The sequence below is a fragment of the Rhizobium sp. BK650 genome, from assembly GCF_014195325.1.
In the GTDB taxonomy this organism is placed as follows: domain Bacteria; phylum Pseudomonadota; class Alphaproteobacteria; order Rhizobiales; family Rhizobiaceae; genus Rhizobium.
This window is the reverse complement of sequence record NZ_JACIBK010000012.1, coordinates 151,405-177,083: the sequence shown is the minus strand read 5'-3', so window position 1 is coordinate 177,083 and position 25,679 is coordinate 151,405. Positions and strand designations below refer to the sequence as shown.

At 61.2% G+C, this 25,679-nt stretch carries 24 protein-coding genes; 17 read left to right on the top strand and 7 right to left on the bottom strand.

Annotated elements, in window-relative coordinates; genetic code table 11:
• Positions 1–37: 37 nt before the first annotated feature.
• The 5 genes from FHX15_RS24965 to FHX15_RS24945 form a co-directional block, all read right to left on the bottom strand.
• The gene (locus tag FHX15_RS24965; RefSeq protein ID WP_184401049.1) at positions 38–742 is read right to left on the bottom strand and encodes a GntR family transcriptional regulator; all 705 of its coding nucleotides are present in this window, start codon (positions 740–742) and stop codon (positions 38–40) included.
• A 129-nt stretch (positions 743–871) separates the two neighbouring features.
• Entirely contained in the window at positions 872–1,645 is a 774-nt protein-coding gene (locus FHX15_RS24960) for a FadR/GntR family transcriptional regulator (protein WP_184401048.1), read from the bottom strand.
• A 105-nt stretch (positions 1,646–1,750) separates the two neighbouring features.
• Complete coding sequence (gene araH, locus FHX15_RS24955; RefSeq protein WP_184401047.1) at positions 1,751–2,707, bottom strand: L-arabinose ABC transporter permease AraH; 957 nt, start codon at positions 2,705–2,707, stop codon at positions 1,751–1,753.
• 17 nt (positions 2,708–2,724) lie between these two features.
• On the bottom strand, positions 2,725–4,230 hold the full coding sequence (gene araG, locus FHX15_RS24950) for an L-arabinose ABC transporter ATP-binding protein AraG (RefSeq protein WP_184401046.1): 1,506 nt from the start codon (positions 4,228–4,230) through the stop codon (positions 2,725–2,727).
• Positions 4,231–4,296: 66 nt separating this feature from the next.
• Positions 4,297–5,280, bottom strand: a complete 984-nt coding sequence (locus FHX15_RS24945) for an arabinose ABC transporter substrate-binding protein (RefSeq protein ID WP_018115414.1) — start codon at positions 5,278–5,280, stop codon at positions 4,297–4,299.
• Between the two features lie 291 nt (positions 5,281–5,571).
• On the opposite strand from FHX15_RS24945, the gene FHX15_RS24940 reads away from it, so the two are divergent.
• The 13 genes from FHX15_RS24940 (at position 5,572) to FHX15_RS24880 (ending at position 18,928) form a co-directional block, all read left to right on the top strand.
• Positions 5,572–6,462 (top strand): aldose 1-epimerase, encoded by an 891-nt coding sequence (locus FHX15_RS24940; protein ID WP_184401045.1) that lies wholly within the window; start codon positions 5,572–5,574, stop codon positions 6,460–6,462.
• A gap of 29 nt (positions 6,463–6,491) precedes the next feature.
• On the top strand, positions 6,492–7,268 hold the full coding sequence (locus FHX15_RS24935; RefSeq protein WP_184401044.1) for an SDR family oxidoreductase: 777 nt from the start codon (positions 6,492–6,494) through the stop codon (positions 7,266–7,268).
• A gap of 140 nt (positions 7,269–7,408) precedes the next feature.
• Positions 7,409–8,395: a BMP family protein gene (locus FHX15_RS24930; protein WP_184401043.1), complete on the top strand. Its 987-nt coding sequence runs from the start codon at positions 7,409–7,411 to the stop codon at positions 8,393–8,395.
• Positions 8,396–8,407: 12 nt separating this feature from the next.
• Positions 8,408–9,856, top strand: a complete 1,449-nt coding sequence (locus FHX15_RS24925) for an amidase (protein ID WP_184401042.1) — start codon at positions 8,408–8,410, stop codon at positions 9,854–9,856.
• Positions 9,853–11,382, top strand: coding sequence for an ABC transporter ATP-binding protein (locus FHX15_RS24920; protein ID WP_184401041.1), 1,530 nt, complete (start codon positions 9,853–9,855; stop codon positions 11,380–11,382). The genes FHX15_RS24925 and FHX15_RS24920 overlap by 4 nt, the downstream gene beginning before the upstream one ends.
• Positions 11,372–12,421, top strand: coding sequence for an ABC transporter permease (locus FHX15_RS24915; RefSeq protein WP_184401040.1), 1,050 nt, complete (start codon positions 11,372–11,374; stop codon positions 12,419–12,421). The genes FHX15_RS24920 and FHX15_RS24915 overlap by 11 nt, the downstream gene beginning before the upstream one ends.
• Entirely contained in the window at positions 12,418–13,362 is a 945-nt protein-coding gene (locus tag FHX15_RS24910) for an ABC transporter permease (RefSeq protein ID WP_184401039.1), read from the top strand. The genes FHX15_RS24915 and FHX15_RS24910 overlap by 4 nt, the downstream gene beginning before the upstream one ends.
• 36 nt (positions 13,363–13,398) lie before the next feature.
• A complete protein-coding gene (locus FHX15_RS24905; protein ID WP_184401038.1) occupies positions 13,399–14,691 on the top strand; it encodes an amidohydrolase family protein in 1,293 nt (430 codons plus the stop codon).
• A 209-nt stretch (positions 14,692–14,900) separates the two neighbouring features.
• Complete coding sequence (locus FHX15_RS24900) at positions 14,901–15,761, top strand: helix-turn-helix domain-containing protein (RefSeq protein WP_184401076.1); 861 nt, start codon at positions 14,901–14,903, stop codon at positions 15,759–15,761.
• Positions 15,762–15,865: 104 nt separating this feature from the next.
• The gene (locus FHX15_RS24895) at positions 15,866–16,297 is read left to right on the top strand and encodes a VOC family protein (RefSeq protein WP_184401037.1); all 432 of its coding nucleotides are present in this window, start codon (positions 15,866–15,868) and stop codon (positions 16,295–16,297) included.
• 54 nt (positions 16,298–16,351) lie between these two features.
• Positions 16,352–17,377, top strand: a complete 1,026-nt coding sequence (locus FHX15_RS24890) for an ABC transporter substrate-binding protein (protein ID WP_184401036.1) — start codon at positions 16,352–16,354, stop codon at positions 17,375–17,377.
• On the top strand, positions 17,374–18,159 hold the full coding sequence (locus FHX15_RS24885; protein ID WP_210290836.1) for an ABC transporter ATP-binding protein: 786 nt from the start codon (positions 17,374–17,376) through the stop codon (positions 18,157–18,159). The genes FHX15_RS24890 and FHX15_RS24885 overlap by 4 nt, the downstream gene beginning before the upstream one ends.
• A 4-nt stretch (positions 18,160–18,163) precedes the next feature.
• A complete protein-coding gene (locus FHX15_RS24880) occupies positions 18,164–18,928 on the top strand; it encodes an ABC transporter permease (protein WP_184401035.1) in 765 nt (254 codons plus the stop codon).
• A gap of 30 nt (positions 18,929–18,958) precedes the next feature.
• Here FHX15_RS24880 and FHX15_RS24875 read toward each other — a convergent pair whose 3' ends face one another.
• Positions 18,959–19,975: a GntR family transcriptional regulator gene (locus FHX15_RS24875; protein WP_184401034.1), complete on the bottom strand. Its 1,017-nt coding sequence runs from the start codon at positions 19,973–19,975 to the stop codon at positions 18,959–18,961.
• A complete protein-coding gene (locus FHX15_RS24870) occupies positions 19,947–20,936 on the bottom strand; it encodes an alpha/beta hydrolase (protein WP_184401033.1) in 990 nt (329 codons plus the stop codon). The genes FHX15_RS24875 and FHX15_RS24870 overlap by 29 nt, the downstream gene beginning before the upstream one ends.
• Positions 20,937–21,084: 148 nt before the next feature.
• Between FHX15_RS24870 and FHX15_RS24865 the strand changes: the two genes are divergently transcribed.
• The 4 genes from FHX15_RS24865 to FHX15_RS24850 all read left to right on the top strand — a co-directional run bounded on the left by FHX15_RS24865 (position 21,085) and on the right by FHX15_RS24850 (position 25,679).
• Positions 21,085–22,110 (top strand): sugar ABC transporter substrate-binding protein, encoded by a 1,026-nt coding sequence (locus FHX15_RS24865; protein ID WP_184401032.1) that lies wholly within the window; start codon positions 21,085–21,087, stop codon positions 22,108–22,110.
• A 71-nt stretch (positions 22,111–22,181) separates the two neighbouring features.
• Positions 22,182–23,201 carry an ABC transporter permease gene (locus FHX15_RS24860; protein WP_184401031.1) on the top strand — a complete coding sequence of 340 codons (1,020 nt, stop codon included), beginning with the start codon at positions 22,182–22,184 and terminating at the stop codon, positions 23,199–23,201.
• Positions 23,198–24,154 (top strand): ABC transporter permease, encoded by a 957-nt coding sequence (locus FHX15_RS24855; protein WP_184401030.1) that lies wholly within the window; start codon positions 23,198–23,200, stop codon positions 24,152–24,154. Before FHX15_RS24860 ends, FHX15_RS24855 begins: the two co-directional genes overlap by 4 nt.
• A 1-nt stretch (position 24,155) precedes the next feature.
• Entirely contained in the window at positions 24,156–25,679 is a 1,524-nt protein-coding gene (locus FHX15_RS24850) for a sugar ABC transporter ATP-binding protein (RefSeq protein ID WP_184401029.1), read from the top strand.

The following is a 25,679-nucleotide window of genomic DNA, read 5'->3' as shown; positions in this document are numbered from 1 at the left end:
GCTCAGGTCCCGCTACGGTACGAGAGCCTCGCAGCGACTAGAGTGCAAGCCGAGCGGTCTGGCGGGAATCGGCAGTGATATAGGAGCGGATTTGGCCGACGATCTGATCAGCGTGGGCAGATGCCAGCCTGTCGGCCAGCGTCACGTCGCGATTGATGATCGCCTGGATCATCTCCTCGTGCTCGCCGACATATTGGCGCGGCAGCACATCGTTGAAGGAAGAGTAGTAGAGCCTCAGGATGCGGCGACCTTCATCGAGCAGCCGGGTGAAAAGCTCGACGTAATATCTGTTCCGGCCGGCCTGGGCGATCGCGATGTGGAAGTCGCGATTGGTCGAAATCATGCCAAGCACATCGCGGTTGCTGACCGCCACCTCGAAAGCCTTCTGCTGCACAAGGATCGCGGCGATATCGCCTTCGGCGTGATTGGCAGCCGCAAGCCGCGTCGTAACGCGATACATCAGCGTCAGCGCATCGAAAAACTCCGGCAAGCCGAGGAAATCGATGTTCGAGACAATCGTCGCGCGGTTGGTGAGCGTGCTGATAAGGCCTTCGGCGGCCAGCCGCACCAGCGCTTCACGGATCGGCGTTCGCGACAAAGAAAAGCGATCGGATAATTGCTGCTCGTCGATCGGGCTGCCCGGTGGCAATTTCAACTCGATGATCTCGTTTCGAAGCGTCTCATAAACCGTTGATACGCCGGAACCACGCCGATGCGTCTGCAGTTTTTCGGTCTCGTCCACGCGTCAGTCGTCCTTTCAAGCAGCCGAACTCAGGCCGATTACTAGCGAATCCGTTGGACGACTTCAATTCTATATACTCTCTGTCGGCAGTGGGAATTTTGAACGTTCCTTTATCCGCGACGCCGGCGCCTATTCCTGCCTTCCCGGCGTCCCGACGCGGAGCGCGTCGCTCAATTCCATTCGCGCCGTGCCGATTAGCTGCTCCATCGCAAAACGTGCCGCATCGGGCCGGCGCATGCGGATTGCGTCGAGCACGTCATGGTGGCGGGCAATCGCGTAGTCGTGGCTCTGGCTTGCCCGGTTGGTCAGGCGGAAGCTTGCGAGCAGGGCGGCGCGGATGGCGGTGGCAAACTGGCGGAACACCCAGTTGCCGCTGGCATTGATGATGGCGGTATGGAATTCGAGATCTGCCTGGCTCCAGGCCTCGTTATCGCGGGCATTGGCGGCCACCATGTCCTCAAAGGCTGCGGCGATCTGGGCGAGCTGCTTGGCGGTGGCGTTCGCAGCCGCCTGGGCGGCGGCTGCGGGCTCCAAAAGCTGGCGGGCGTCGAGGAGGGAATCGTAAAAGCGGCGGTCGTCGCTGAATTCGAGCGTCGCATCGAGAACCATCGGATCAAGATGGTTCCAGTTCTCACGCGGCAGCACACTGGTGCCTGCGCGGGTGCGCGAGCGGATCATACCGAGCGCCGACAGATATTGCATCGCCTCCCGAAGACTGGTACGGCTGACGCCATAAACTTCGGAAAGCTCCGCTTCGTTCGGAAGCAGCGAGCCTTCGGCAATATCGCCGGAGACGATCTGGACGATGAGCTTCTTCAACAGCTCCTCGCGCACAGTGCGTCGTCCCTGTTCGGGCTTGGCCACCGCGCTCCCGGTTCGCAGAAGTCCTGATCGCTTGTTCATCACGTCCCCCGTGCCACTGGTCTTGTTGTCATCTTGAGCGGTGTGGCGCTCAGGCTTCAATGTGCAATGTCAGGCCCAGCTGGCTTCTCCCAAGAAATCTGAACGTTAAGCCCGACTGCCGCGTCCGGCGGCTGACGAGCGCATGTTGTCCAGCAGGACGGCAATCAGAAGAATAAGGCCGCGCACTACATATTGATAGAAGGCCTGAATGTTGAGCAGGTTCATGACGTTTTCGGCAATGCCCATGATGAGCACGCCAACGATCACGCCGGTCATCGCCGCCCGTCCGCCGGCCAGCGACACGCCGCCGAGCACACAGGCTGAGATGACAGAAAGCTCAAGACCGGTCGCCGCATTCGGTTGGCCGGACGTAATGCGTGACGCCAGCAGAATGCCGGCGATGGCGCAGACGAGTCCCTGCAGCGCAAAGATCCAGATGCGCATGGTGACGACGTTTACACCGGCAAGGCGAGAGGCCTCGGGATTGCCGCCGATCGCCAGCGTATTCTTGCCGAAGACGGTCCGGTTCAGCACGAAGCCGAAGACAATGAAGAGCAGGATCATGATCCAAATCGGCGTCGGCACGGTGAACAAGCGCGACAGCGCCAGCTGATAGAAGGCCGGATCGTTGATACCGACGGCGCGCCCGTCCGATGCAATCAGGGCCAAGCCACGCACGATCTGCATGGTGGCAAGCGTGGTGATCAACGCATTGATGCGGAAGCGGGCAATGACCACGCCGTTAACGATGCCGACGATGCTGCCGCAGATGAGGGCCGCCAGCAAACCAAGCGGAATGGAGCCGGTCGAGTTCGATACCATGACGGCGATCATGCCGCAAAAGGCGACAGTGGAACCGACCGAGAGGTCGAAGTCGCGCGAGGCAAGGCAGAACATCATGGTGCAGGCGACGATGCCGATCGTCACCACAGACTGCAAGAGACCGAGCATATTGCGTTCGGTCAGGAAGCTCGGCACGGTCAGCGAGACGATCACGAAGGCGATCGCGAAGATCACCACCAGCCCCTGTTCGCCGAGAAGGATTTTTTTCAACGCGTTCATGACTGCTCTTCCTGAAATTAGATTGTGCCGGCGGCATTCTTGTCTGGGAGTGCTGCGGTCAGAATGCTGCGCTCGTCGAAATCGGCGCGCGCCACATTGGCGACGACGCGGCCCTGGCACATGACTATGATGCGATCGGAAATGCCCATGACCTCGGGCAACTCGCTGGAGATGACGACGATCGCCATGCCGCCGGCTGCGAGTTCATAGAGGATTTCATAGATCTCCGACTTGGCGCCGACATCGATGCCGCGCGTCGGCTCGTCGATAACAAGCACCTTGACGCCCTGTTCGGAGAGCCAACGACCGAGGATGACCTTCTGCTGGTTGCCGCCCGAGAGATTGATGATGTCCTGCTTGCGCGAGGGTGTGCGCACCCGAAGCTTGGCAATGAACTGCTCGGCGACTGCGGCTTCCTTCTTCGGGTTCAAGACGCCGAAGGGCGAGAAGTGGCGACGCGAGGAGATGGCGATATTCTCCTCGATCGACCGGCCCTGAATGATGCCGTCGAACTTGCGATCCTCCGGGCAGAGGACCATGCCGGCATTGATCGCCGCCTTCGGATTGCTGGGAGAAACCGCAACCCCGTCGATCGCAACACTGCCCTGATGGCGATGATCGGCACCATAGAGCAGCCGCGCCATTTCGCTTCGCCCCGCCCCAATCAGGCCGAAGAAACCAAGAATTTCGCTTTTGCGGACGGAGAAGCTGATGGGTGTGCGGAGCTTGGAGCCCGAGAGCGCCTTGACCTCGAGGCGCACCTCGCCCAGCGGCCGCTCGCGCCAGCCCCAGATGTTGCTGATCTCGCGCCCTACCATTTCGGCAATGATCTGCTCGCGCGTCGTCTCGGCGACTTTGGGATGATGGGCGGCGAGCTTGCCGTCGCGCAGTACCGTCAGGCTGTCGCAAAGACGGAAGATCTCGTCGAGGCGGTGGGAGACGTAAAGGATGACCGTGCCCTTGGCCTTGAGCTTGCCGATCAACGTGAAGAGAATTTCGCTTTCGCGCGAGGAGAGCGACGAGGTCGGCTCGTCGAGCGCGATCACCCGCGCATCGAGCATGACGGCCTTGGCGATCTCGACCATCTGGCGGGCGCCGATCGAAAGAGAAGACACTTTTGCGGAAGGGTCGACATCGACGCCGATTTCGGCGAGCCTGGCGCGGACCGTCTCGATCAGTGTCTTGCCGTTGATGACACCGGCCTTGCCGGGAAAACGGCCGAGCCAGAGGTTCTCGGCAACCGTCAGTTCCGGAACGAGCTGAAGCTCCTGATGGATGACGATGACGCCACCATGGAAGGAATCGCGCACGGAGCTGTATTTCTGCTCGACGCCATCGATGACAATGCTGCCTTCATCAGCAGACTGATCGCCGGAGAGTACGCGGATCAAGGTGGATTTGCCGGCACCGTTTTCGCCCATCAGCCCGTGTACGGCGCCCTTTTCGACACCAAAGGAAACGTTGGAGAGTGCCTGGACGCCCGGATAGCCCTTGGAAATGGAATTGAATTCGAGGAAGGCCATCGTCGCTCCGTCGAGAATGGGCCCGGCGGCCGATAGTGCCGCCGGGATGAAATCATCGGACGATGATTATTCGATGCCGAGATCCTTGCGTACCTTTTCGTAGTCGCCGCGCAGAGCGAGGGAACCCGAGGTCAACGTGACCTTTTCCGGCTCCTTGCCGTTGGCGATCCAGTCATACATGTTGAGTGCGGTTTCATAGCCGTGACGCTTCGGCGAGATGATGACAGTGCCGAAGAAGCCGGTTGCTGACGGTTTCTTGAACTCGTTGATCGCCGATTCCGCACCGCCGATGCCGACGCCGATCATGTTGTCGGCGGGAATGCCGACCGATTCCGATGCGCGAACGGCGCCGAGAACGGCTTCATCGTTGAGACCGAAGGCGATCCAGTACTTCACGTCGGCATGCTTGTTGAGAACGGTGGTCGCGGCATTGAGCGCTGCTTCCGTATCCGTCTTTGCCTGCGGCGCGTCATAGATGTTTTCGGCCGGGAAGCCGGCAGCCTTCAGAACCGAGATCGCGCCTTCGACGCGGTCGACGGCGGTGGGCAGCTGATCGTAGGAGACGCGGATCGCGCCGACATTCTTCATGTCCCAACCGCGCTTCTTCATTTCGTCGACGATCGCCTGGCCGACGCCTTCGCCGATCTTGGTGGCGGAGATGCCCATATGCGGCACGTCTTCCAGCGGCTTGCCGTCGGCGCCGACCAGGCGATCGTCGACCGTCATCAGCTTGAGCTGGTTGGCGGCAGCCTTGGCAACGATGCCGGGGCCGAGCTTGACGTCAGGCGTGCAGATGATGAAGCCCTGGGCGCCCTGCGCACCGAGATTGTCGATCGCCGACTGAACCTTCTCGCCATCTTCGGCGCCGATCTTGACGACGGTGAAACCCTTTTCCTTGGCGGCCTGGTCAGCGAACTTCCATTCGTCCTGGAACCAGGGCTCTTCGGGCTGCTTCACGATGAAACCGATCTTGACATCCTCCGCCAATACGGAACCGGCAGCCAGAACGGCAAAGGCGCCAGCAAGGACGGCTGCTTTGAAAAAGCGCATAATCTCTCTCCCTAAATCTCGATCTGCCGCTCACTCGGCAGCGACTACTGAATATGAATAAACATCATACCAGTCAATATTTGTGTATGATTATTTATTTGCTCTCGCGGGTGAAAAAGCAGGTTAATTCCCGACATGGCGGGCGTTTTATCGACAAACTGGCGGGAAAGCAGGTTCTTGGCCATCTCAGAGGGGAAAATAAATCCTATATATATTGACATTCGAGTGACCGATAATAGGGTGCCGCCAGAGTCCGGATCAGCCTCGATCTCGCGGAGAAGACGTCGCTTCATGGCCATCATCGATTTGCAGGTGGGTGCGCTTTCGGCCCGCATTTCTACGACAGGCGGCCTGCTCCTTCATTATTCCTGGATGCGGGACGGCCTGACGATCCCGCTTCTGCGGCCTGCGACCGATAATGCCGATGCACTTTCCTCTGCCTGCTATCCGTTCGTGCCCTTTGGCAATCGCGTCAGAGGCAACCGCTTCACCTTCAAGGGACAGGACTACAGCCTGCGCCCCAACAGGGAGTGGGATGCGCATTACCTGCATGGCGATGGCTGGCTGGCAGAATGGGACCTTCTTTCAAGGGATGGCAGCAACGCGCGCATCGCTTTTCGTCATCGAGCCGACGGTACGCCCTATAGTTATCAGGCAGAGCAGAGCTTCGCACTGACGCCAGACGGGCTGGAACTCACCATGCGGGTGGAAAATACCGGTGACGAAGCCTTGCCTTTCGGGCTTGGCTGGCATCCCTTCTTTCCGCTGAGCGAGCGCACGACGCTTCTGGCAAAGGCCGATCGCTTCTGGACCGATGCGGAGGGCTGGCTGCCGGGCGAGCCCGCCGAAATTCCCGCGGATCTCGATTTCTCGCGGGCAGCCGTGCTGCCGCAACGCTGGATCAACAATGGATTCGAGGGCTGGAACGGTACGGCACGCATCACCTGGCCCGAAACGAGCACAGTGCTCGACCTGACGGCCGACCCGATCTTCCGCCACGCCGTCCTCTTCCTGTCGGACGAGCGTTTCGACGCGGGATTTCGCAGGGACTATTTCTGCTTCGAGCCGATGTCACATCTTGCCAACGGGCACAATCTTCCTGGTCTCGGCGACCTCACCGTCCTGCGGCCAGGCGAAAGCCTCGCGGGCTCTATCCGCCTAAAGCCACAGGAAATCGGCTGATTATGACGCGCATAAGGAGGAAACAGACGATGCCAAACCGCCTTTCCGGAAAACGGGTTTTCATCACCGGCGCCGCCCAGGGGATCGGACAGGCGATCGCCGAGGCATTCGCGGCCGAGGATGCCCGCCTCTTCCTCGTCGATCGCGATGAAGAGCTGCTTAAAGAAACTGCCGCAGAACTGGCGGCAAGAGGCGCCGTGCTCGGCTATGAAGCTGCCGACATTGGCAATGCCGCCGCAATCAAGGCCGCCGTCGCCAAGGCAGACAAACAGATCGGCACCATCAATGCCCTCGTCAACAATGCCGGCGTCAATGTCTTTGCCGAACCATTGCAGACGACAGACGAAGAGTGGCAGCGATGCTTCGACATCAACCTCAAAGGCGCCTGGCACTGCTGCCGCTCAGTGCTGCCGCAGATGATCGCAGAAGGTGGTGGCGTGATCCTCAATATCGCCTCGACCCACGCCTTCACCATCATTCCGCACACCTTCCCCTACCCGCTCGCCAAACATGCGCTTCTCGGCATGACCAAGTCCCTCGGCATCGAATATGCGCCTCAAAACGTGCGTGTGAACGCGATCGCGCCCGGCTACGTCTCGACCCAGAAGGTCATCGATTACTGGAACGGCTTTGCCGATCCCGAAAAGGCAAAGGCTGAGACCATGAAACTGCATCCGGGCGGTCGCATCGCCACGCCGCAGGAGATTGCCATGGCGGCGATTTTCATGATCTCGGATGAGTGCACCTTCATGAACGCCACCTGCCTGACGATCGATGGCGGATTGAGCGTCATGCAGCACCAATAAGAGCGGCGCTTCTCCCTCTCTCCGTAGCCCAAGAGAGCAGGCGCTCACAGCCATTGTCTAGTTTTTGCGCAGCAGCATTACTTGACACAATTTTGGGCGATCCATAGAGTTTTATCCATCTGGTAAAAAGAGGGGAACTCATGAAAAATCAGATCATTATCTCTCGCCGCGCAGTGCTTGCCTCCGGCATGGCACTCGGTACAACCGCCTTTGCACCCAAGCTCTGGGCGCAGGAAAAACTGAAGGTTGCAGGCATTCACGCCTCGCCCGTGGAAAATGCCTGGAACTCCTGTCTGCACAAGGCCCTCCAGGACGCTGCTTCGGAAGGCGTGATTGAATACGTCTTTTCCGAAGGCGTTTCGGGCACCGACTATCCGCGTGCGATGCGCGAATATGCCGAACAGGGCTGCGCCCTCATCGTCGGCGAGGCCTATGCCGTCGAGCGCGAAGCCCGCCAGGTGGCCGCCGACTATCCGAAGACCGCCTTCATGCTGGGCTCCAGCGGCGAGCCGTCGGGCGGCAATTTCGGCGTCTTCGGCACCTGGAATCACGATGGCGCCTATCTCGCCGGAATGCTTGCCGGCAAGATGACGAAGTCGGGCATCGTCGGCTCGGTCGGTGCGCTTCCGATCCCGGAAGTCAACATGCTGATGAATGCCTTTGCTGCCGGCGTGAAGGAAGTTCGCCCGGATGCCAAGCACCTCGTCGCCTTCATCGGCACCTTCTTTGATCCGCCGAAGGCGCGCGAGGCCGGCCTTGCCCAGATCGATGCAGGCGCCGACATCCTCTTCGGCGAGCGTATCGGCACGGCCGACGCTGCCAAGGAGCGCGGCATCAAATCGGTCGGTTCGCTGATCGACTATACGCCGCGTTATCCCGACACCGTCTTTGCCAATGCCATCTGGGGTTTCCGGCCGATCCTGAACGCGGCGATCGCCGATGTGAAGGCCGGCAAGCCGACCGGCAACAACTACACCCGCTTCGGCCTCATGAAGGAAGGCGGCAGCGACATCGTCTACGTCAAGGGCGTTGCACCGGCAGAAGCCGAAGCGGCGATGGAAGCTAAGCGCGCCGCCATCAAGTCCGGTGCCTTCGAGGTTCCGATCATGCCCGAGGAGCCGAAGTAAACCGACATCTGCATGAACGGGATTGAGAAAAGCAAGAGTTCGATACCGGGCGGCGACGCGATCGCGCTCGCCGCCCGGATCGGGAGCGGTGCATTTGATTGCACCGAAGCGATGAAGGCTGCGATTTCCGCCGCAAGAGCAAACGATGCGCTGGGCGCGATCTGTCAACTCGACGAAGACCTGGGCCTGGCTGATGCCGCCGCACTTGATCGCGAATATCGAGGCGATCCCGCCATATTCTCCGTCCGGCCGTTTGCCGGCGTGCCGACGCTTGCCAAGGATCTCGGCGGCCCGTTCAAGGGTCTTCCGGTTCGCGGTGGCTCACGGCTCTTCGACGGCATGCTGGATGCGTCTGCCGATTCCGATCTCGCAGATCGTTTTCGTCAGGCCGGTTTCAGCCTCTTCGGTCTCACCACCAGCCCGGAAGTCGGCCTCTCCCTTGCAAGCGAACCCATGCGCGGGCCTGTCTGCCGCAATCCGCTCGATTTCGCCCGCACGGCGGGCGGTTCTTCCGGTGGTGCGGCCGCTGCCGTCGCGGCCGGCATCGTGGCGATTGCCCATGCAACGGATGCCGGAGGCTCCATTCGCGTGCCCGCCGCCTGTTGCGGCCTCGTTGGCCTGAAGCCCAGCCGCGGTGCCATTCCGGGCGGACCGGGCTTCGGCAATCATCTTGGCGGCATCGCCAGCGAACTGGCCGTCTGCCGCTCGGTCCGCGATGCCGGCGCAATATTCGACGCGCTTCATGGAAACCCTGCCGGCCCTTATGCGGCACCGGCTCTCGACGCGAGCGAAAAAACCCGTCTGCGTATCGGCCTGCTGACGGATACAGGCAGCGACTTTCCGACCGAGGCTGCACGACAGCAAGCGGTGGAGGCCGCGGCCCGCAGCCTCGAGGCAGATGGACATGAGATCGTCATCGTGGAGTGGCAGCGACTTCAAGCGAGCGTCATCGCGAGTGCCGGCATTTTCGCCGATATCGTCGCAATCAATCTGGCATGGCTCGTCGATAGCTTCCGTCTCGACCTCGCGAAGGCCGAACCTCTGACGGCAGCCTTTGCCTTGCGCGGAGCCAGAATTGCGCCGACCGCACTCTGGCAGAGCCTCAGCACCATGCCGCATGTCAGCCATGACCTCTGGCACCTGTTCGACGATATCGACTGCCTGCTGACACCGATGCTGGCGATAGCCCCTCTGCCGATCGGCTCCTTCCCGACCGATCATCAGGATACTGATCTGCATTTGAACCGCATGGCGCGCTTTGCGCCACTTGCCTGTCTTGCCAATATTTCCGGCTTTCCGGCGCTGACACTGCCTTTTGGAAGCGATGGCGAGGGAATGCCGCTGCCTGTGCAATTGCTGGCTCCGATGGGTCGCGAACCACTGCTGCTTGCCCTTGCCTGGCGGCTGGAAGCGGAGCAACGTTGGCTCCACCCCCATGCCATTGCCGGACTTACCTCATGACATCAGCTCCCGTGCTCCAGCTCGACGGTATCAACAAGCGTTTCGGCGTGATCCAGGCCAATGACGATATTTCGCTGAACCTCGCCAAGGGTGAAGTGCTGGCCCTGCTCGGCGAAAACGGCGCCGGCAAGACGACGCTGATGAGCATCCTCTTCGGCCATTATGTGCCGGATGCAGGCACGATCCATATCGAAGGCAGCGAATTGCCGGCCGGCCGGCCGCGCGCGGCGATCCGTGCCGGCATCGGCATGGTGCACCAGCATTTCTCCCTGGCGCCCAACCTCACCGTGCTCGAAAACGTCATGACGGGGACGGAAAAGCTCTGGTCCTTCAAATCGGAGAGAGCGGCCGGTCGCGCCAGGCTTCTTTCCATTGCCTCCCGCTTCGGCCTCAGCGTCAACCCCGATGCCCGGCTTGGCGACCTCTCGGTCGGCGAGCAGCAGCGTGTCGAAATCCTCAAGGCGCTTTATAACGATGCCCGAATTCTCATCCTCGACGAACCGACGGCGGTATTGACCAATATCGAGGCGGAGCGCCTTTTCCAGACGCTTCGGGAAATGGCCCGGCAGGGACTGTCGCTGATCTTCATTTCTCACAAGCTCGACGAGGTGATCGGTGCCGCCGACCGGGTCGTCGTGCTGCGCGGCGGAAAGGTGGTCGCCGAACGGCTGACCGGTCAGACCAGCAAGGCGGAGCTTGCCGAACTCATGGTTGGCCGCCGAGTGACGCGCCCGGTGCGCGAAACGTCTAAGCCCGGCGCGGTGGTTTTCGAGGCTGTCGGTGTCACCGTCTCTGACGGCGGCCAGAAGCGGCTGAGAGATATCAGTTTTCGGCTCCATGCTGGCGAGACACTCGGCATTATCGGCGTCTCCGGTAATGGCCAGACGACACTCAGCCATCTCGTCAGCGGACTGGCGGGCTGGAGCCGCGGCGATATCATGCTCTTCGGGCAGCCGGTCACCGACCTCAGTGTCGAAAGTCTGATCGACGCCGGCATCGGCCGCATTCCGGAGGATCGCAACAAGGAAGGGGCGATCGGCGAACTCGCGGTCTGGGAAAATGCCGTGCTGGAGCGCATCGCCTCGCCGCGTTTCTCTCGCCGTGGGCTGGTCGACCGCAAGGCCGGCATGGCCTTCGCCCAGGAGATCATCGCTGAGTTCGATATTCGCGGCGGCGGACCGGCGACGCGCACGCGGCTTCTGTCTGGCGGCAACATGCAAAAGCTGATCCTCGGCCGCAACCTGCATGGCAGGCCGAAGATCCTGATTGCTGCGCAGCCGACGCGCGGGCTAGACGAGGGTGCGGTTGCCGCCGTCCATGCCCGGATATTGCAGGCACGCAAGGAGGGCACGGCCGTACTTTTGATATCGGAGGATCTGGACGAGGTGATCGGCCTTGCCGATCGCATACAGGCGATCGTCAAGGGTCGCCTGTCGCCCCCAATTGACGCCCAAAGTGCCGATCCCCGGAAACTCGGCCTGATGATGTCAGGCGAATGGACGTATGAGGCCCAGCATGCGTCTTGAACGTCGCGATCACCGGCCGCTCTACCTGGTCGTGGCAGCGCCTGTCGGCGCCGTCATCGCCGCACTCGCTATTGCCGGCATACTGATTGCGCTTGCCGGCGCCCCTGTCTTCGAAGCCTATTGGCGCATTCTAACCGGCGCCTTTGGCACGCGGCTTTCGGTGACGGAGACGCTGACGCGGGCGACGCCGCTGATGCTGACCGGCCTTGCCGCAGCTGTCGCCTTCCGCGCCCGGCTCTGGAATATCGGCGCCGAGGGCCAGTTCTATATCGGCGCCATCACGGTTGCGGCACTCGGCTCCAATCTCCTTGCAGGCCTTCCGGCGACACTTCTCATTCCGGCTTTGCTGATTGCGGGGGCTGTCGCCGGCATGGTGCTGATTCTCGTGCCGCTCTGGCTGCGGCTGCGCTTTTCGGTTGATGAAGTGGTCACGAGCCTGCTGTTGAATTTCGTCGCCCTTCTCTTCGTCTCAATGCTGATCGATGGCGTCCTGAAGGATCCGCTCGCCTTCGGCTGGCCGCAGTCCATGCCGGTCAGCGATCACGCGCTGCTGCCGAAACTGGTGGCGCGTTCGCGGCTGCATGTCGGCTTCATCATCGCCATCGTCATTGCATTTGCCGTATATTTTCTCCAGTCGCGCACTGTCTTCGGTCTGCGTTCGCGCGCCGCCGGTCTCAATCCTTTCGGCGCCGTCTTTGCCGGCGTGCCGCTTGGCATCACGCTGGTGAAAGTTGCCTGCCTTTCCGGCGGTCTTGCTGGTCTGGCGGGTGCGATCGAGGTGATGGGCGTCAAGGGCTATGTGACGACCGATCTGTCGCCCGGTTTCGGTTATTCCGGCATCATCGTCGCGATGCTTGCTAACCTGCACCCAATCGGCGTGATTGCCGCAGCCCTCTTCACCGCCACGATGTTCGTCGGCGCCGACGGCATGAGCCGGGCGCTCGGCATACCGACCTATATTGCCGACGTGACGGTCGCCGTCTCACTGCTCACCATGCTGATCGCGCTGTTCTTCACCCAATACAGGATCCGCAGATGATGGCTCTGATCGACATTGTCTCCTCTGCAGGCCTCTGGGCCGCCGTGCTGCGCATCGCCACACCGCTGATCTTCGGCACGCTCGGCGCGCTGCTCTGTGAGCGCGCGGGGGTACTCAATCTCGGCATCGAAGGCATCATGACCTTCGGGGCGATGATCGGCTGGCTTGCGGTCTTTCACGGCGCCGATCTCTGGACCGGCCTCCTGGTCGCAGCCTTTGCCGGCGCGGTCTTCGGCCTGCTGCACGCCCTTTTGACCGTCACCCTTGGCCTGTCGCAGCACGTCACAGGTCTCGGCATCACGCTCTTTGCCTCCAGCCTCAGCTATTTCATCTTCCGCCTGGTCGTGCCGCTCGCCGGCACCCCGCCGACGATCGTGCCTTTCCAGCCGATCGATATTCCCGTCCTCTCCGGCCTGCCCTTCCTTGGCCCGGCCCTTTTTGCACAGACGGCGCCGACCTATCTGGCGCTCTTTCTGGCGCTGGCGATGGGCTATCTGATCTTCCGGACGCCACTGGGTCTGACGATCCGCATGACCGGCGAAAACCCGCATGCCGCCGAGGCGCAGGGTATAGACCCGATCCGGATCCGTTATGGTGCGATCATTGCGGGAAGCGCCTTGATGGCCGTCGGCGGCGCCTTCCTGACGCTGTCGGCCTTCAACAGCTTCTTTCCGACCATGGTCCAGGGGCGCGGCTGGATCTCCATTGCGCTCGTCGTCTTCGCCTCGTGGCGGCCCGGCCGGGCGCTGCTTGGCGCGCTGCTCTTCGCCTTCTTCGATGCCTTCCAGCTGAGGCTGCAGACGGTGCTCGGCGGTGTCGTGCCCTATCAGCTTTTCCTGATGACGCCCTATCTCCTGTCGATCGCAGCTCTTGCCGTTATGGCCCGACGCGCCCGCGTACCGCAGGCGCTGATGCAGCCCTATCGCCGCGGCGAGCGGTGATCCTATCCTTCAGAAACACAACAGACCGGTGCCGCCATGTTTGACCTGATCATCAGAAATGCAAATCTTCCCGACGGCCGCAACGGCATCGACATCGCCATAGAGAAGGGCAAAATCGTCGAGGTGGCGGCGAGAATCGAGGCCAGTGCCGGCGAGGAAATCGATGCGACCGGCCGGCTCGTCAGCCCACCCTTCGTCGATCCGCATTTCCACATGGACGCAACGCTCTCGCTCGGCCTGCCGCGCATGAACCGCTCCGGCACGCTTCTCGAAGGCATCGCGCTCTGGGGGGAACTGCGGCCGATCCTCACCCGCGAAGCGCTGGTGGAGCGGGCGCTTCGCTATTGCGATCTTGCCGTCTCGCAGGGGCTTCTTGCCATCCGCAGCCATGTCGATACCAGCGATCCGCGGCTGGTGACCGCCGAGGCGCTGATCGAGGTGCGTGAGAAGGTTGCCCCGTATATCGACCTGCAGCTCGTCGCCTTCCCGCAGGATGGTTACTATCGTTCGCCCGGCGGCGTCGACGCCCTGAACCGCGCGCTCGACATGGGTCTCGATATTGTCGGCGGCATTCCGCATTTCGAGCGCACCATGGCCGATGGCGCAGCCTCGGTCGCAGCACTCTGCCGCATCGCCGCCGATCGCGGCTTGCCGGTCGACATGCACTGCGACGAGACTGACGATCCAATGTCACGCCATATCGAGACGCTGGCGGCAGAGACGGTCCGCTTCGGGCTGCAGGGCCGGGTCGCCGGTTCGCACCTCACCTCCATGCATTCGATGGACAATTACTACGTCTCCAAGCTCATTGCGCTGATGGCTGAGGCTCGCATCAACGTCATACCCAATCCGCTCATCAACATCATGCTGCAGGGCCGGCACGACACCTATCCGAAGCGGCGCGGCATGACCCGGGTGCGCGAATTGATGGAGGCCGGCCTCAACGTTTCCTTCGGCCATGACTGCGTCATGGACCCCTGGTACTCGATGGGCTCCGGCGACATGTTGGAAGTCGGCCATATGGCGATCCACGTGGCGCAGATGGCCGGCGTCGAGGACAAGAAGAAGATCTTCAACGCGCTGACCGTCAACTCGGCAAAGACGATGGGCCTTGAAGGTTACGGCTTGGAAAAGGGCAAGAATGCCGACCTCGTCATCCTGCAGGCGCGCGATCCGCTAGAAGCGCTCAGGCTGAAGGCGAATCGGCTGACCGTCATTCGCCGCGGCAAGGTCATCGCGCGCAGCTCGCCTCGCCTGAGCGAACTCGAGATCGCGGGTAGACCGGCACGGTTGGACGCATCGGATTTCTATCCTCGCGCAGCGAGCTGACAACGGGTTTCTGCAGGAACGAAACGCTGCTGCCGATCGGCCATACTCCGATCCCCGAGCGCCTGCCCCCGTCCTGAAGACCGTCAACAGCGCCTCCCCTCGAGGCGCTGGCCCTGCCTTTGTCGGGGGCATCGCCTTCGGCCTGGGGACAGATGCGCGCTTCTTATTTGGCGCAAAAATTGCTTCTTATGAGCGATGGAGAACACCATATGCTCGACATTGACCCACAAATATTCTCGATAAGCCGGCCATCGCTTCAGCAATATAAAGCGTTCGTTCAGCGCGACCTCATCATAGAAACCTACCACAGCTCTGCTGGCGAAATGATCTCACAGGGCTCCCTTCACAGGATCTCGATCAACCGCACTGCGCACCGGAAATATGCACACCGATATGGTTCGGCAAATTTCAGATCTGTCGATAGACCGTCCTTCACCCTGGGCTTCCAGCCGGCTTCGATCAATTTCGAAGTCGAAGGCGACGCCGCAGATTACATATCGATTTTCCAGGCTCCGAAGCTCTACGAGAATCTGGGCTTGAGCGAGTTCGACCCTGACCGCCTCAACGACGATGCATTCAGTGCAGCATCGGACCCGACCACCTTGCAGGTGGCCCTTTCGCTCGCTGCAGCCGTCGAGCAAAGCGAATACGCTGAGCCTCTGTTGATGGAGCATCTTGGCATGGCCCTCGCCTGTTCGGTCGTCAGGCTCCTGGGAACAAGACCAGCCGTCGCCATACGGTCGATAACATCGGAAAAGCTGAGGCGGGTGACCGAGTATGTCGAGGATTATCTTGGTCGTGCCGACCTCAATGTCGATGAACTGGCCAGCGTCGCCCACATGAGCCACTTTCATTTCAGCCGCGCGTTCAAGAAGGCCGTCGGGAAGCCGCCGCACCAGTTCATACTCGATCGAAGAATTGAACGGGCTCGAATTTACCTGGCCGATGGCAGAAAAACACTTTCGCAGATTGCCTATGCCACCGGCTTCTCCAGCCAGGCACATTTCTCGAGCGTATTTCGCCGGATCGTCGGCGTCACTCCCACTGACTATCGCCGATCACTGCAATGATCGGCGCCGACGCGCGGAAAAGCAGATTTGCGAAAAAATAGCGCACGATTTTGAAATCGCACTTTGCGTTTGCGAGACACACTCTCGACAAAAGGGAGTATCGAATGGCTGCCTTCGCGCAAGTTAATCCAATCACCGATATTTGCTTTCTGGTCGAAGACATTGACCGGGCGGCAGCCTTCTACGTCGATAGCCTCGGCTTCAGGCCACGCCGGCGCGCTCCAGGCTTTGCCGATTTCAAGGGTGCGGGCGTTACGCTTGCCCTTTGGGAGATCGACCATATTGCCCAAAACACCGGCGTATCCGGCCTGAAGGCCCCGCCCGGAGTTCACAAGGCCTGCGCTGCGATCGAGCTTTCTTCTCCCGCCGCCGTTGACGCGGCCTACGCCGAGCTTGCAGCTGCCGGCGTCGCCTTCCAGGGGCCTCCCCAGGATTACAGCTGGAATGCGCGCTGCTGCTACTTCGCAGATCCTGATGACAATCTCTGGGAACTCTATGCCTGGGCCGAAGGTGGGCCTGTGGGCGATATCGACTAGTAAAGGTCTCTGCCGCCAATGCCCGAAAGGGCGTTAACAAAAAGGGGAATGGCAATGACGATGAACCGACGCAGATTTCTGGCCAACGGTGCGCTTATACTTTCTGCTCTATCCGGCGGGCTAAGTATCGTCGCGCCCAACAGGGCAAACGCCCAAAGCGCAAAAGTGGTCATCAAGTACGATTGGCTGATGAGCAACGGTCAGATCGGAGACATCGTCGCCGCCAAGAAGGGATTTTTCCAGGCTGAGGGGCTGGAGGTGGAGTTTTCTCCCGGAGGCCCCAATTCCGCAACCGTGCCTCCGGTCGTTACCGGGCAGGCCGGGCTCGGCCAATTCTCGGATTCGGCGCAGCTGCTGCTCGCACGCGCCTCAGGGGTGCCGATCAAGATCATCGCTTGCGGGTTTCGTATGGCACCGTTCGCGTTCTACTCGCTGCCGAAGGCACCAATCCGCACAGTCAAGGACATGGTCGGCAAACGCATCGGGATTCAGCCAACCGCCCGTTACGTTCTGGATGCAATCCTTCTCAAGAATGAGATCGATCCGTCGAGCCTTACCATAACAAATATCGGTTTCGACATGACGCCATTAACGACGGGCCAGGTCGATGCGGTGACAGGCTGGATTACCAACACCCAGGCTCTCTCCGTTATCGGGCCTGACCGGATCGATTTGATGATGAAGGATACGGGACTGCCGTCTTATGCCAATGTCTATTTCGCAACCGACGATGCGATCGGCAAACACGCCGACACGCTTGCCAAGGCAATGCGTGCCATAGCCAAGGGCTGGTCATGGACGCACGAGCATCCAGAAGATGCGGTGAAGCTCACGGTCGAAGCTTATCCCCAGCTCGATCTGGCGGTCGAGTTGAAAACGATACCGCAGATCATGTCACTGAGCTTCGATGAAACGACGGCAAAAGATGGATGGGGTACCTTCGATCCTCATGGCATCGCCGAGCAAATCTCGGTCTATGAGAAGGTCGGCCAGTTCAAGTCCGGCCCGCCAAAGCTCGATGACTGCTTTTCGATGGCGATCTTGGAGCTGACGGCAGGAGACCGTCCGAAGATCGGATGAACCCTGTGACAGACAAGATCGCAATCGAGGCGGCAAGCCTTGGGCTCGGTTATCCGGGGTCGACGCAGCCGGTTCTGGAGGGGGTCGATCTCAGCGTCGCCAAAGGTGAGTTTCTGACGATCCTCGGCCCGTCCGGATGCGGGAAGTCCACGCTCCTTCGCGCAATCGCCGATCTGCTGCCGCCGCTCAGCGGCCGGCTTTCCGTGCTTGGGAAGCCGGCAGCGGAGGCGAGAAGGCAGCGCGAGGTCGGATTTGTATTCCAGGAGGCGACCCTGCTTCCCTGGCGCACCGTGCGGGAAAATGTCTGCCTGCCATTGCAAGTTGGAAAGAGCCGCGTCGCCAAATCGGTTCAGTCAAGGGCCGACCATTGGCTGGAGCTGGTTGGCCTTGCCGATCTGTCGGATCGCTACCCAAACCAGCTTTCGGGCGGACAGCGCCAGCGCGTTTCGATTGCACGCGCCCTGCAATGCGAGCCGGACATCCTCCTGATGGACGAGCCCTTCGGCGCGCTCGACGAAATCACCCGCGACCGGCTCAATGATGAGCTTCTCGCCATTTGGCGCAGGACACATACAACGATCCTGTTCGTAACACACAGCATTACCGAGGCCATTTATCTCGGAGGGCGCGTACTGGTGCTTGCCGCAAATCCTGGCAGATGCCAAGCCCTCCTCGATCTTACGTCACTGAAGGACGCAAACGGCATCTGTCGCAGGGAAAGCGCGCAGGCACAGGAGACAGCAGCGCAACTGCGCCAGCTGCTGCGCGATGGTGGAGCGTAATCCTTTGAAGAGGGACCGACTTTCGCTATTGGAAGCAACTATTCTTCCAGTTGCCGGCGCGTCCTCATTGCTGATCGTCTGGCAATGGGTGCTACCGGCGCTCGGCGTCCCGGCTTATATCGTCCCCACGCCGCTTTCGGTCCTGCGGACATTCGCCAGTGAATGGCGCGACCTCGTTCAGAACGCGCTGCCTACCTGGTACGAGGCTCTTCTTGGCTTTTTTCTCGGCAATCTGACTGCGGTGATCCTTGCCATCGTTTTCGTCTACAGCCCACGTGTCCGGGCGGCATATTTTCCCGTCGTATTACTCTTCAATACCATTCCGGTTTTGGCGCTGGCGCCGATCATCATTCTCGTCTTCGGTCTTGGCGTTTTTCCCAAGGTGGTAATTGCTGCTCTGCTCTGTTTCTTCCCGACGCTCGTCAACATGGTGCGCGGTTTGACGTCGGCCACAAGCAATGAGCTGGAGCTCATGCATGTTCTGTCGGCAAGCGGATGGGAAACCTTTTGGCGTCTTCGAGCTCCGCGGTCGGTTCCGCTTCTGTTCGCCTCGTTGCGGATATCGGCAACGACCTCGGTGATCGGCGCGATCGTCGGGGAATGGATCGGATCAGACCGCGGACTTGGCGCCGTCATCATCCAGTCGACGTTCAACTATCGGGCAGAAAGGCTATTTGCGGCGGTGCTGCTTGCGTCGCTGTCTGGCATCATCTTCTTTGCGATCGTCGGCCGGATAGAGCGGATCTTCCACCGGCTGGCATCGCCTTGAATTGGGCAGTCCTGCGACACGCGTGAGAGCTCAACGCTCGCTCTTGACCTGGATCAGGTAGGGCGGCGTCAGGCCCGCGGGCATGGCCGGCAGGCGCTCGAGGATCTTCAGGTTAGGATCGAGCGCCCGCCGCAGGTGATTGGCAAGCACCACGCAAGCGCCCTCGATATCGTCGGCAAGCAGGGCGTCATAGACGCGCGAATGTTCCGATATCATCGCTGAAATTTCCTCTTCCGTACGGAAATTCGCGAAGGTTGAATGGGTGGCGATCAGCACCCGCTGGCTTCGGCGCACAGCCGCAAGAAGCACCGTATTGGGGCAGCCCGAGAGGGAATCAAGATGCAGGTCGGTTTCGACCCGCTCGAGCCTTTCCGGCGCTTGCGGATAGGGGCCGAGGGCAACAAGCCGTTGCCTGCGCTCCTCGAGGCTCTCTTTCTCGAGGAAGGGGTAGGCCTGGCGCAGGGCTTCCGGTTCCAGCAAGCGGCGCATGTCGTAGTGATGGCGAAAGACCTTGGCGCTGAGCGGCCCGGCATACCACCTGTTATTGCTGTCCTGCTCGATGACGCCGCTGCGCTCGAGCTGCGTCAGCACTTCATGGGCGATGGTGCGGCTGACATCGTAATGCTGGGCAAGGGCCGTCTCGTTCAAGAGGAAGCGGCCGTAGGCCAGACAGACGGCAACGGCATGTTCGACCTCCGGGTAGATCTGCTCCCTTCGGTTGACGACCGGCACGGTCAGTGAATGCGGAAGGTCGAGGCCGGCGGCAAAAAGATCGCCGCGCAGCGGCTCGCCGCCCGGCACGATGTAACCGCGTCCCTCGAAAGTGTGGATGAGGCCGTCCCCCAAGAGGCGCCCCAACGCGATGCCAGCCGGAATGCGGCTGACATTGAAAGCGCGTGCGATATTCGCCTGGCCGAGAACGAGGCCCGGTGCCAGCGCACCCCGCTCCAGATGATCTCGAAGAACCTGATATATCGTCAGATAAATTGGCTCGGACCGCACAGCCGTGGCGGCAGCTTCAATCTCCGCCCCGTTCGCCATCGTCATATCTGTTCCAAAGGCTCTCTGCCCATTCCCCGATGCGCCCGATCAACTTGCGGGCAGTCTTGCCTGCGCGATCCATGATGAAGAAACCGTGGATGGTTCCCTGCCACTCCTCGTAACAGACGTCATTTCCGGCGGCAATTAAACGCTGTGCATAAGCACGGCCTTCGTCCCGCAGCGGATCATGGTCGGCGGTAATCAGCAGGGTCGGCGCCAAGTTCGAGAGGTCGGCGGCGAGCAGCGGCGAAACACGCGGGTCGGAAGGCTGCGTGCGTCCTGATAGGTAGTTTTCCGCAAACCAGATCATCGTCGACTGCTGCAGCGAAAAACCGCTCGAAAATTCGGCCCGGCTCGCCGTCGTGCCTGCGAGGTCGGTTGCCGGATAGACCAGAACCTGGCCGGCAAGCGGGATTTTGAGATCGCACGCCCGGATCGCCAGCGATGCGCAGATGCTGGCGCCGGCGCTGTCCCCTGCAAGGATCAGGCTCTCTGAATCAAGCCCGAGTGCCTCGCCTTTTGCTCGAAGCCACAGGAGTGCCACTTCGGCATCCTCCAATGCCCCCGGAAACGGCGCCTCCGGCGCCTTGCGATATTCGACCGAAAGCACGTTGGCCCGCGCCGCATTGCAAAGCGTGCGCACCGGCCCGTCATGGGTTTCGATACTGCCGACCATCCAGCCGCCGCCATGGAAGAAGAGGATGGTTCGCCTGGCGTCAACCCCGCGGTAAAGCCGTGCCTTCAGCTCTATTCCACCGTTTGGGATTTCGAGATTGTCGATACCCGCAACCTCGTCCTTTGCCCCCCAAAGAAGAGCCAGCCGAATCTCGGAATCGGCACGCGCTTCCTGGGGCGAAAGCGTTTCCAGAGCCGGCCCGCCCAATGCATCGACTTCCTCCAGCAGGGTTCGATATTCCGGCAGAAGCCTCGATCGATCGACCGTGGCCTGGTTTTCTTGCGGCTTCATCAACTCCTCCCGCCGATTGCCTGCCGAGATGGAACCGGAAGATGACAAAAAAGTCAAGAATCGAATATTGCATGCGATATTCGATCGTGTTAGCGATTGGGTATGGCAAGGCTGGAAGAGGACTGGCTTGCCCAAACGGGAGGATGTCATGACAATTCGCAGTTTCATTGCTGCAGGCCTTGCATGCTCTGTGGCACTCGCGCCGCTCAGCGCTTTCGCCTCGGACAACAAGATCGCCCTGGTTCCGGGCGGTCCCCACCCTTATTTTGCGCCCTGGGAACAGGCCGCCGCCGACGCCGCCAAGGATTTCGGCATGGCCGCGGTCGAATACAAAGTGCCGAGCGAATGGAAGCTGGAGGCCCAGACCGAGCTTCTGGAGAGCCTCGCAGCGCAAGGCACAAACGGCTTCGGCGTCTTTCCGGGGGACGCAGTCGGCGTCAACGCCATATTGTCAGAAATGAAGAGCAACAGCATTCCCTCGGTCGCGCTCGGCGGCTGCGCGCAGGATCCGACCGATGTCGGCCTTTGCCTGGCAACCGACGTGTCGCAATCGGCCTACCTTGGGACCAAGGCACTAATCGAGGCGATGGGCGGCAAGGGCACGATCGTCCATCTTGCCGGCCTGCTCGTCGATCCGAACACGACGCTGCGCGTCAAGGCGGTCGAAAAAGCCGTCGGCGAAACGAACGGCGCCGTCACCCTCTTGCAGACCGTCGGCGATACCGACAGCCAGGAACAGGGCGACCAGAAGATCAATGCCCTGCTTGCCGCGCAGAAAGACAAGATCAACGGCCTGATCGCGACCGGCTATATTTCCTCGGTCGTGGCTGCGACCGCGCTCAAGAACCTCGGCGACAAGAAGATCAAGCTCGTCGGCATAGATGACGACAAGATCATCCTCGATGGAATCCGCGACGGCTTCGTCGCCGGCACAATGGCGCAGAACCCCTATGGTCAGGCCTATATCGGCGCCTATGCGCTCGACCAGATGGCCGGCGGCTGCAGCGTCAAGGCCGATGCCCCGTGGATCGCCACGCCGCAGACGGCGCATTTCGTCGATTCCGGGACGCTGTTGATCTCTGCCAAGAACGTCGACAGCTACAAGGACGATCTGAAGGCGCTGACGAAAAAGCTGCAGACAAGCTTCAAGGACACTTACCTTTCCTGCAAGTAACAGGAGCGGCGCGGGGTTCGTTCCACCCGCGCCCAACCATTCCGATTCCACGAGACCGGTCGTCCGAGCGCATGGCACCCATCGACAATGATAGTCCCGTCCCCGATGCAGGCAGACACAGCCTGCTGGGACTGCTGACCAGAGGGCCGGCGCAGCTGGGTCTGCTGATCATCCTTCTGATCCTGTGGGTCGTTTTCACCAGCCTGGCGCCTGGCTTCCTGTCGCGCTTCAACCTGAATTCCATGGGCCGCTCGGTCGCGATCGACGTCGTCGTCGGCTTCGCCCAGATGGTGGTGCTGGCGACCGGCGGCATGAACCTTTCAGTCGGTGCGATCGGCGTCTGCTGCGTCATGATTGCCGGCCATCTCATGCAGGCGGCCGGCCTGCCTATCCCTGTCGCGATCCTGCTCACGCTCGCCTTCGGCGGTTTGCTCGGCGCGCTCAACGGGTTGGCGATCGTCAAGACCGGCGTCAACAGCTTCATCGTGACGCTTGCGAGCGCCAGCCTGTTTTCCGGCGGCATGCTGATCTTCACCAAGGGCGTGCCACTAAACGGCCTGCCGGCAACCTTCGGCGCCTTCGGGCGCAGCGGCCTCGGCCCCGTGCCGACGCTCGCAATCGTTGCCCTCCTGATCGGCACCCTGCTCTACATTCTCTTCAAGCATACGGTTGTCGGCCGGCAGATCCTCGCCGTCGGCGCCAATGCGCGCACGGCGGAAATGTCCGGTATTCCGGTGGGGCGGATCACCATCTTCGTGCATGTGCTCTCGGGCGTGCTTGCCGGTGCTGCCGCATTGATGCTGACATCAAGGCTTTCGGCCGCCATGCCCGCCGTTGCCGGTGACGACTGGCTGCTGCCCTCTTTCCTCGCCCCCGTCATCGGCGGCACCGCACTTGCCGGGGGGATGGTATCAGTGATCGGCACGATCATCGGAGCGCTGCTGGTTGCGACCATCCGCAGCGGCCTGCTTGTGTTGCAGGTCGGTAATTTCTGGCTGCAGCTCTTCCTTGGCGTCTTCCTGCTCTCGGCGATCCTCTTCGAGCGCTACCGCGCCAAACTCGCCATCCGCGAACAGACGAGGCGCGCATGAAAACGTTGCTTTCCTTCGCAGCGCGCGCGCAATGGTCCGGCATCCTTGCCGGTGTCATTGCCGGCGGTATTGCACTTTCCTTCGCCTCGCCTGCCTTCATGACCGAATTCAACTGGTTCGTCATGCTGCGCAGCATCTGCGTTTCGCTGCTCGTCGCCTTCAGCCAGATGGTCATGCTGGGCGTCGGCCAGATGAACCTTTCGGTCGGTGCGCTCGGCGGGCTCGTCGCCGTCGTTACCGGCGGGCTGATGGATGTCTGGGGCCTGCCGGCCATCGTCGCCATCATCATCGGCATCGTCTTCGGCGGTCTTGCCGGCTTTATCAATGGCTGGCTGACGGTGCGGACCGGCATTAACGGCTTCATCGTCACACTTGCGACGGGATCGGCCTTTGCCGGCATCAATCTCGGGATCACCAGGGCCATCCCCTTCTACAATCTGTCGCCTGCCTTCGTCGCCTTCGGCAATGGCCGTTTCGGACCCTTTCCGCTCCTGCTCATCGTGCCGCTGCTGGTGACCGTGCTGCTCGTCATCTTCTTTGCCCGTACGGTCGAGGGCCGCTACATGCTGGCGGTCGGCGGCAATGCCCATGCGGCGGAACTTTCGGGCATTTCCGTTGCCCGCGCCACCATCATGGCCCATGTCGTGTCAGGCCTGCTGGCCGCGACCGCCGGTGTGCTGGCCGTCGCCCAGCTCGGCTCTGCCCAGCCGACGATCGGAGCGGACTGGGTGGTGATTTCCTTTGCGGCACCGATCATCGGCGGCGCCAGTCTCGCCGGCGGCTCCATCTCCATCCCCGGCACATTCATTGCCGTGCTCCTGGTCGGGCTCATCCAGAATGCCATGGTGTTGCTGGCCGTCGATCCCTACTGGGTGACCTTCCTGCTCGGCGCGCTGATCCTTGCCGCGGTCTGGATCAATCGCTACCGGGCGATTCGGGTCGGGGAGGATTGAGATGGCGCTCATTCTCGACCGGATCGGCAAATCCTTCCCCGGCGTGCGTGCGCTCAACAATGCCGCGCTAACACTTGATGGCGGCGAGATACACGCGCTGATGGGCGAAAACGGCGCCGGCAAATCGACGCTGATCAAGATCATCACCGGCGTCCACCGGCCAGATAGCGGGACGGTCACGTTCGATGACACACAGCTGTCGCTTGCCTCGCCGCGCGACGCGATCTCGCTCGGCATTTCGGCCGTGCATCAGGAACGCAACCTCATTCCTCGCTTCTCGGTGGCGGAAAACATTCTTCTGGAGAGCTTGCCGGTTAGCAACGGCCTCGTCGATTTCCGCCGCGCCAATGAAGAGGCGCGCACGCATCTGCGCAAGGTCGGCCTCGATGTCGATCCGGCAACGGAGGTGCGACGCCTCAGCGTCGCCCAGATGCAGATGGTGGAGATCGCCAAGGCGCTCAGCCATCAGGCGAAGGTGCTTCTGCTCGACGAGCCGACCGCATCGATCACCGATGCCGAGACTGAAATTCTCTTTCGCCTCGTGCGGCAGCTGCGCGATCAGGGAACCGCAATCCTCTTCGTCAGCCACAAGCTGGAGGAAGTCTTGAGCCTTTGCGATCGGGTCACGGTTCTGCGCGACGGCGAAACCACGCTACGTGGTGCGCCGATGACCGGCATGACGCGGCAGACGCTGATCGAGGCGATGATCGGCCGCGCTGAGCGCCCGCTCATCGCGCGCTCGCAAAAGCCGCAGGAAGGGATGCCGAAGCTCGAGCTGCGCGATGTCGCCACCGCTGCCGGCCATGACAACGTCTCCTTCTCGCTTCGTCGCGGCGAAATCCTCGGCCTCTACGGCCTTGTCGGCGCGGGCCGGACCGAGCTTGTCCGTGCTGTCATCGGTAAGGACAAGCTGACATCGGGAACCGTGGTGATCGATGGCAAACCCGTCCGTATCCGCTCGGTTGAGGAGGCAATCAAGCGTTTCCGCATGGGCTATGTCAGCGAGGATAGGAAGCATGAGGGCGTCATTCTCGCCCATCCGATCCGTTCGAATATCGCCATGACCGTCTGGGGCAGGATTGCCTCGACCTTTGGGCTGATCGGCGCGGGCAAGGAGCGCAAGACTGCCGCGCCGCTCGCCAGGCAGCTGGAAATCCGCACACCCAATCTGGAACAGCTCGTCGGCAACCTCTCGGGCGGCAACCAGCAGAAGGTCTCGCTCGCCAAATGGCTTGCCGCTGATGTCGATATCCTCTTCATCGACGAGCCCACCGTCGGCATCGACATCAAGGCCAAGACCTATATTCACGAACTGATCAATGGCCTTGCCGACAAGGGCATGGCGATCCTGCTGATCTCCAGCGACATGCCGGAAATGGTGGCGCTCGCCGACCGCATTCTCGTCATGCACGATTTCAAGATCGTCCACGAACATGAAAACGACCACAAGTATGAAACGGCCAGCCGCGCCATCATGTCGGCGATCCACGCGGCCGAACCCGCTCTGGCCCGCACGGCAAGCTAG

What these genes read in the sequence shown, in the direction of transcription:
- FHX15_RS24945 (WP_018115414.1), bottom strand. Translation starts at nt 5,280, where the DNA reads ATGCGCTTTTTCAAAGCAGCCGTCCTTGCTGGCGCCTTTGCCGTTCTG.
- FHX15_RS24900 (WP_184401076.1), top strand. Translation starts at nt 14,901, where the DNA reads ATGCTCGACATTGACCCACAAATATTCTCGATAAGCCGGCCATCGCTT.
- FHX15_RS24860 (WP_184401031.1), top strand. Translation starts at nt 22,182, where the DNA reads ATGGCACCCATCGACAATGATAGTCCCGTCCCCGATGCAGGCAGACAC.
- FHX15_RS24910 (WP_184401039.1), top strand. Translation starts at nt 12,418, where the DNA reads ATGATGGCTCTGATCGACATTGTCTCCTCTGCAGGCCTCTGGGCCGCC.
- FHX15_RS24940 (WP_184401045.1), top strand. Translation starts at nt 5,572, where the DNA reads ATGGCCATCATCGATTTGCAGGTGGGTGCGCTTTCGGCCCGCATTTCT.
- FHX15_RS24915 (WP_184401040.1), top strand. Translation starts at nt 11,372, where the DNA reads ATGCGTCTTGAACGTCGCGATCACCGGCCGCTCTACCTGGTCGTGGCA.
- FHX15_RS24865 (WP_184401032.1), top strand. Translation starts at nt 21,085, where the DNA reads ATGACAATTCGCAGTTTCATTGCTGCAGGCCTTGCATGCTCTGTGGCA.
- FHX15_RS24890 (WP_184401036.1), top strand. Translation starts at nt 16,352, where the DNA reads ATGACGATGAACCGACGCAGATTTCTGGCCAACGGTGCGCTTATACTT.
- FHX15_RS24960 (WP_184401048.1), bottom strand. Translation starts at nt 1,645, where the DNA reads ATGAACAAGCGATCAGGACTTCTGCGAACCGGGAGCGCGGTGGCCAAG.
- FHX15_RS24875 (WP_184401034.1), bottom strand. Translation starts at nt 19,975, where the DNA reads ATGACGATGGCGAACGGGGCGGAGATTGAAGCTGCCGCCACGGCTGTG.
- FHX15_RS24925 (WP_184401042.1), top strand. Translation starts at nt 8,408, where the DNA reads ATGAACGGGATTGAGAAAAGCAAGAGTTCGATACCGGGCGGCGACGCG.
- FHX15_RS24850 (WP_184401029.1), top strand. Translation starts at nt 24,156, where the DNA reads ATGGCGCTCATTCTCGACCGGATCGGCAAATCCTTCCCCGGCGTGCGT.
- araH (WP_184401047.1), bottom strand. Translation starts at nt 2,707, where the DNA reads ATGAACGCGTTGAAAAAAATCCTTCTCGGCGAACAGGGGCTGGTGGTG.
- FHX15_RS24895 (WP_184401037.1), top strand. Translation starts at nt 15,866, where the DNA reads ATGGCTGCCTTCGCGCAAGTTAATCCAATCACCGATATTTGCTTTCTG.
- FHX15_RS24920 (WP_184401041.1), top strand. Translation starts at nt 9,853, where the DNA reads ATGACATCAGCTCCCGTGCTCCAGCTCGACGGTATCAACAAGCGTTTC.
- araG (WP_184401046.1), bottom strand. Translation starts at nt 4,230, where the DNA reads ATGGCCTTCCTCGAATTCAATTCCATTTCCAAGGGCTATCCGGGCGTC.
- FHX15_RS24905 (WP_184401038.1), top strand. Translation starts at nt 13,399, where the DNA reads ATGTTTGACCTGATCATCAGAAATGCAAATCTTCCCGACGGCCGCAAC.
- FHX15_RS24855 (WP_184401030.1), top strand. Translation starts at nt 23,198, where the DNA reads ATGAAAACGTTGCTTTCCTTCGCAGCGCGCGCGCAATGGTCCGGCATC.
- FHX15_RS24870 (WP_184401033.1), bottom strand. Translation starts at nt 20,936, where the DNA reads ATGAAGCCGCAAGAAAACCAGGCCACGGTCGATCGATCGAGGCTTCTG.
- FHX15_RS24885 (WP_210290836.1), top strand. Translation starts at nt 17,374, where the DNA reads ATGAACCCTGTGACAGACAAGATCGCAATCGAGGCGGCAAGCCTTGGG.
- FHX15_RS24930 (WP_184401043.1), top strand. Translation starts at nt 7,409, where the DNA reads ATGAAAAATCAGATCATTATCTCTCGCCGCGCAGTGCTTGCCTCCGGC.
- FHX15_RS24935 (WP_184401044.1), top strand. Translation starts at nt 6,492, where the DNA reads ATGCCAAACCGCCTTTCCGGAAAACGGGTTTTCATCACCGGCGCCGCC.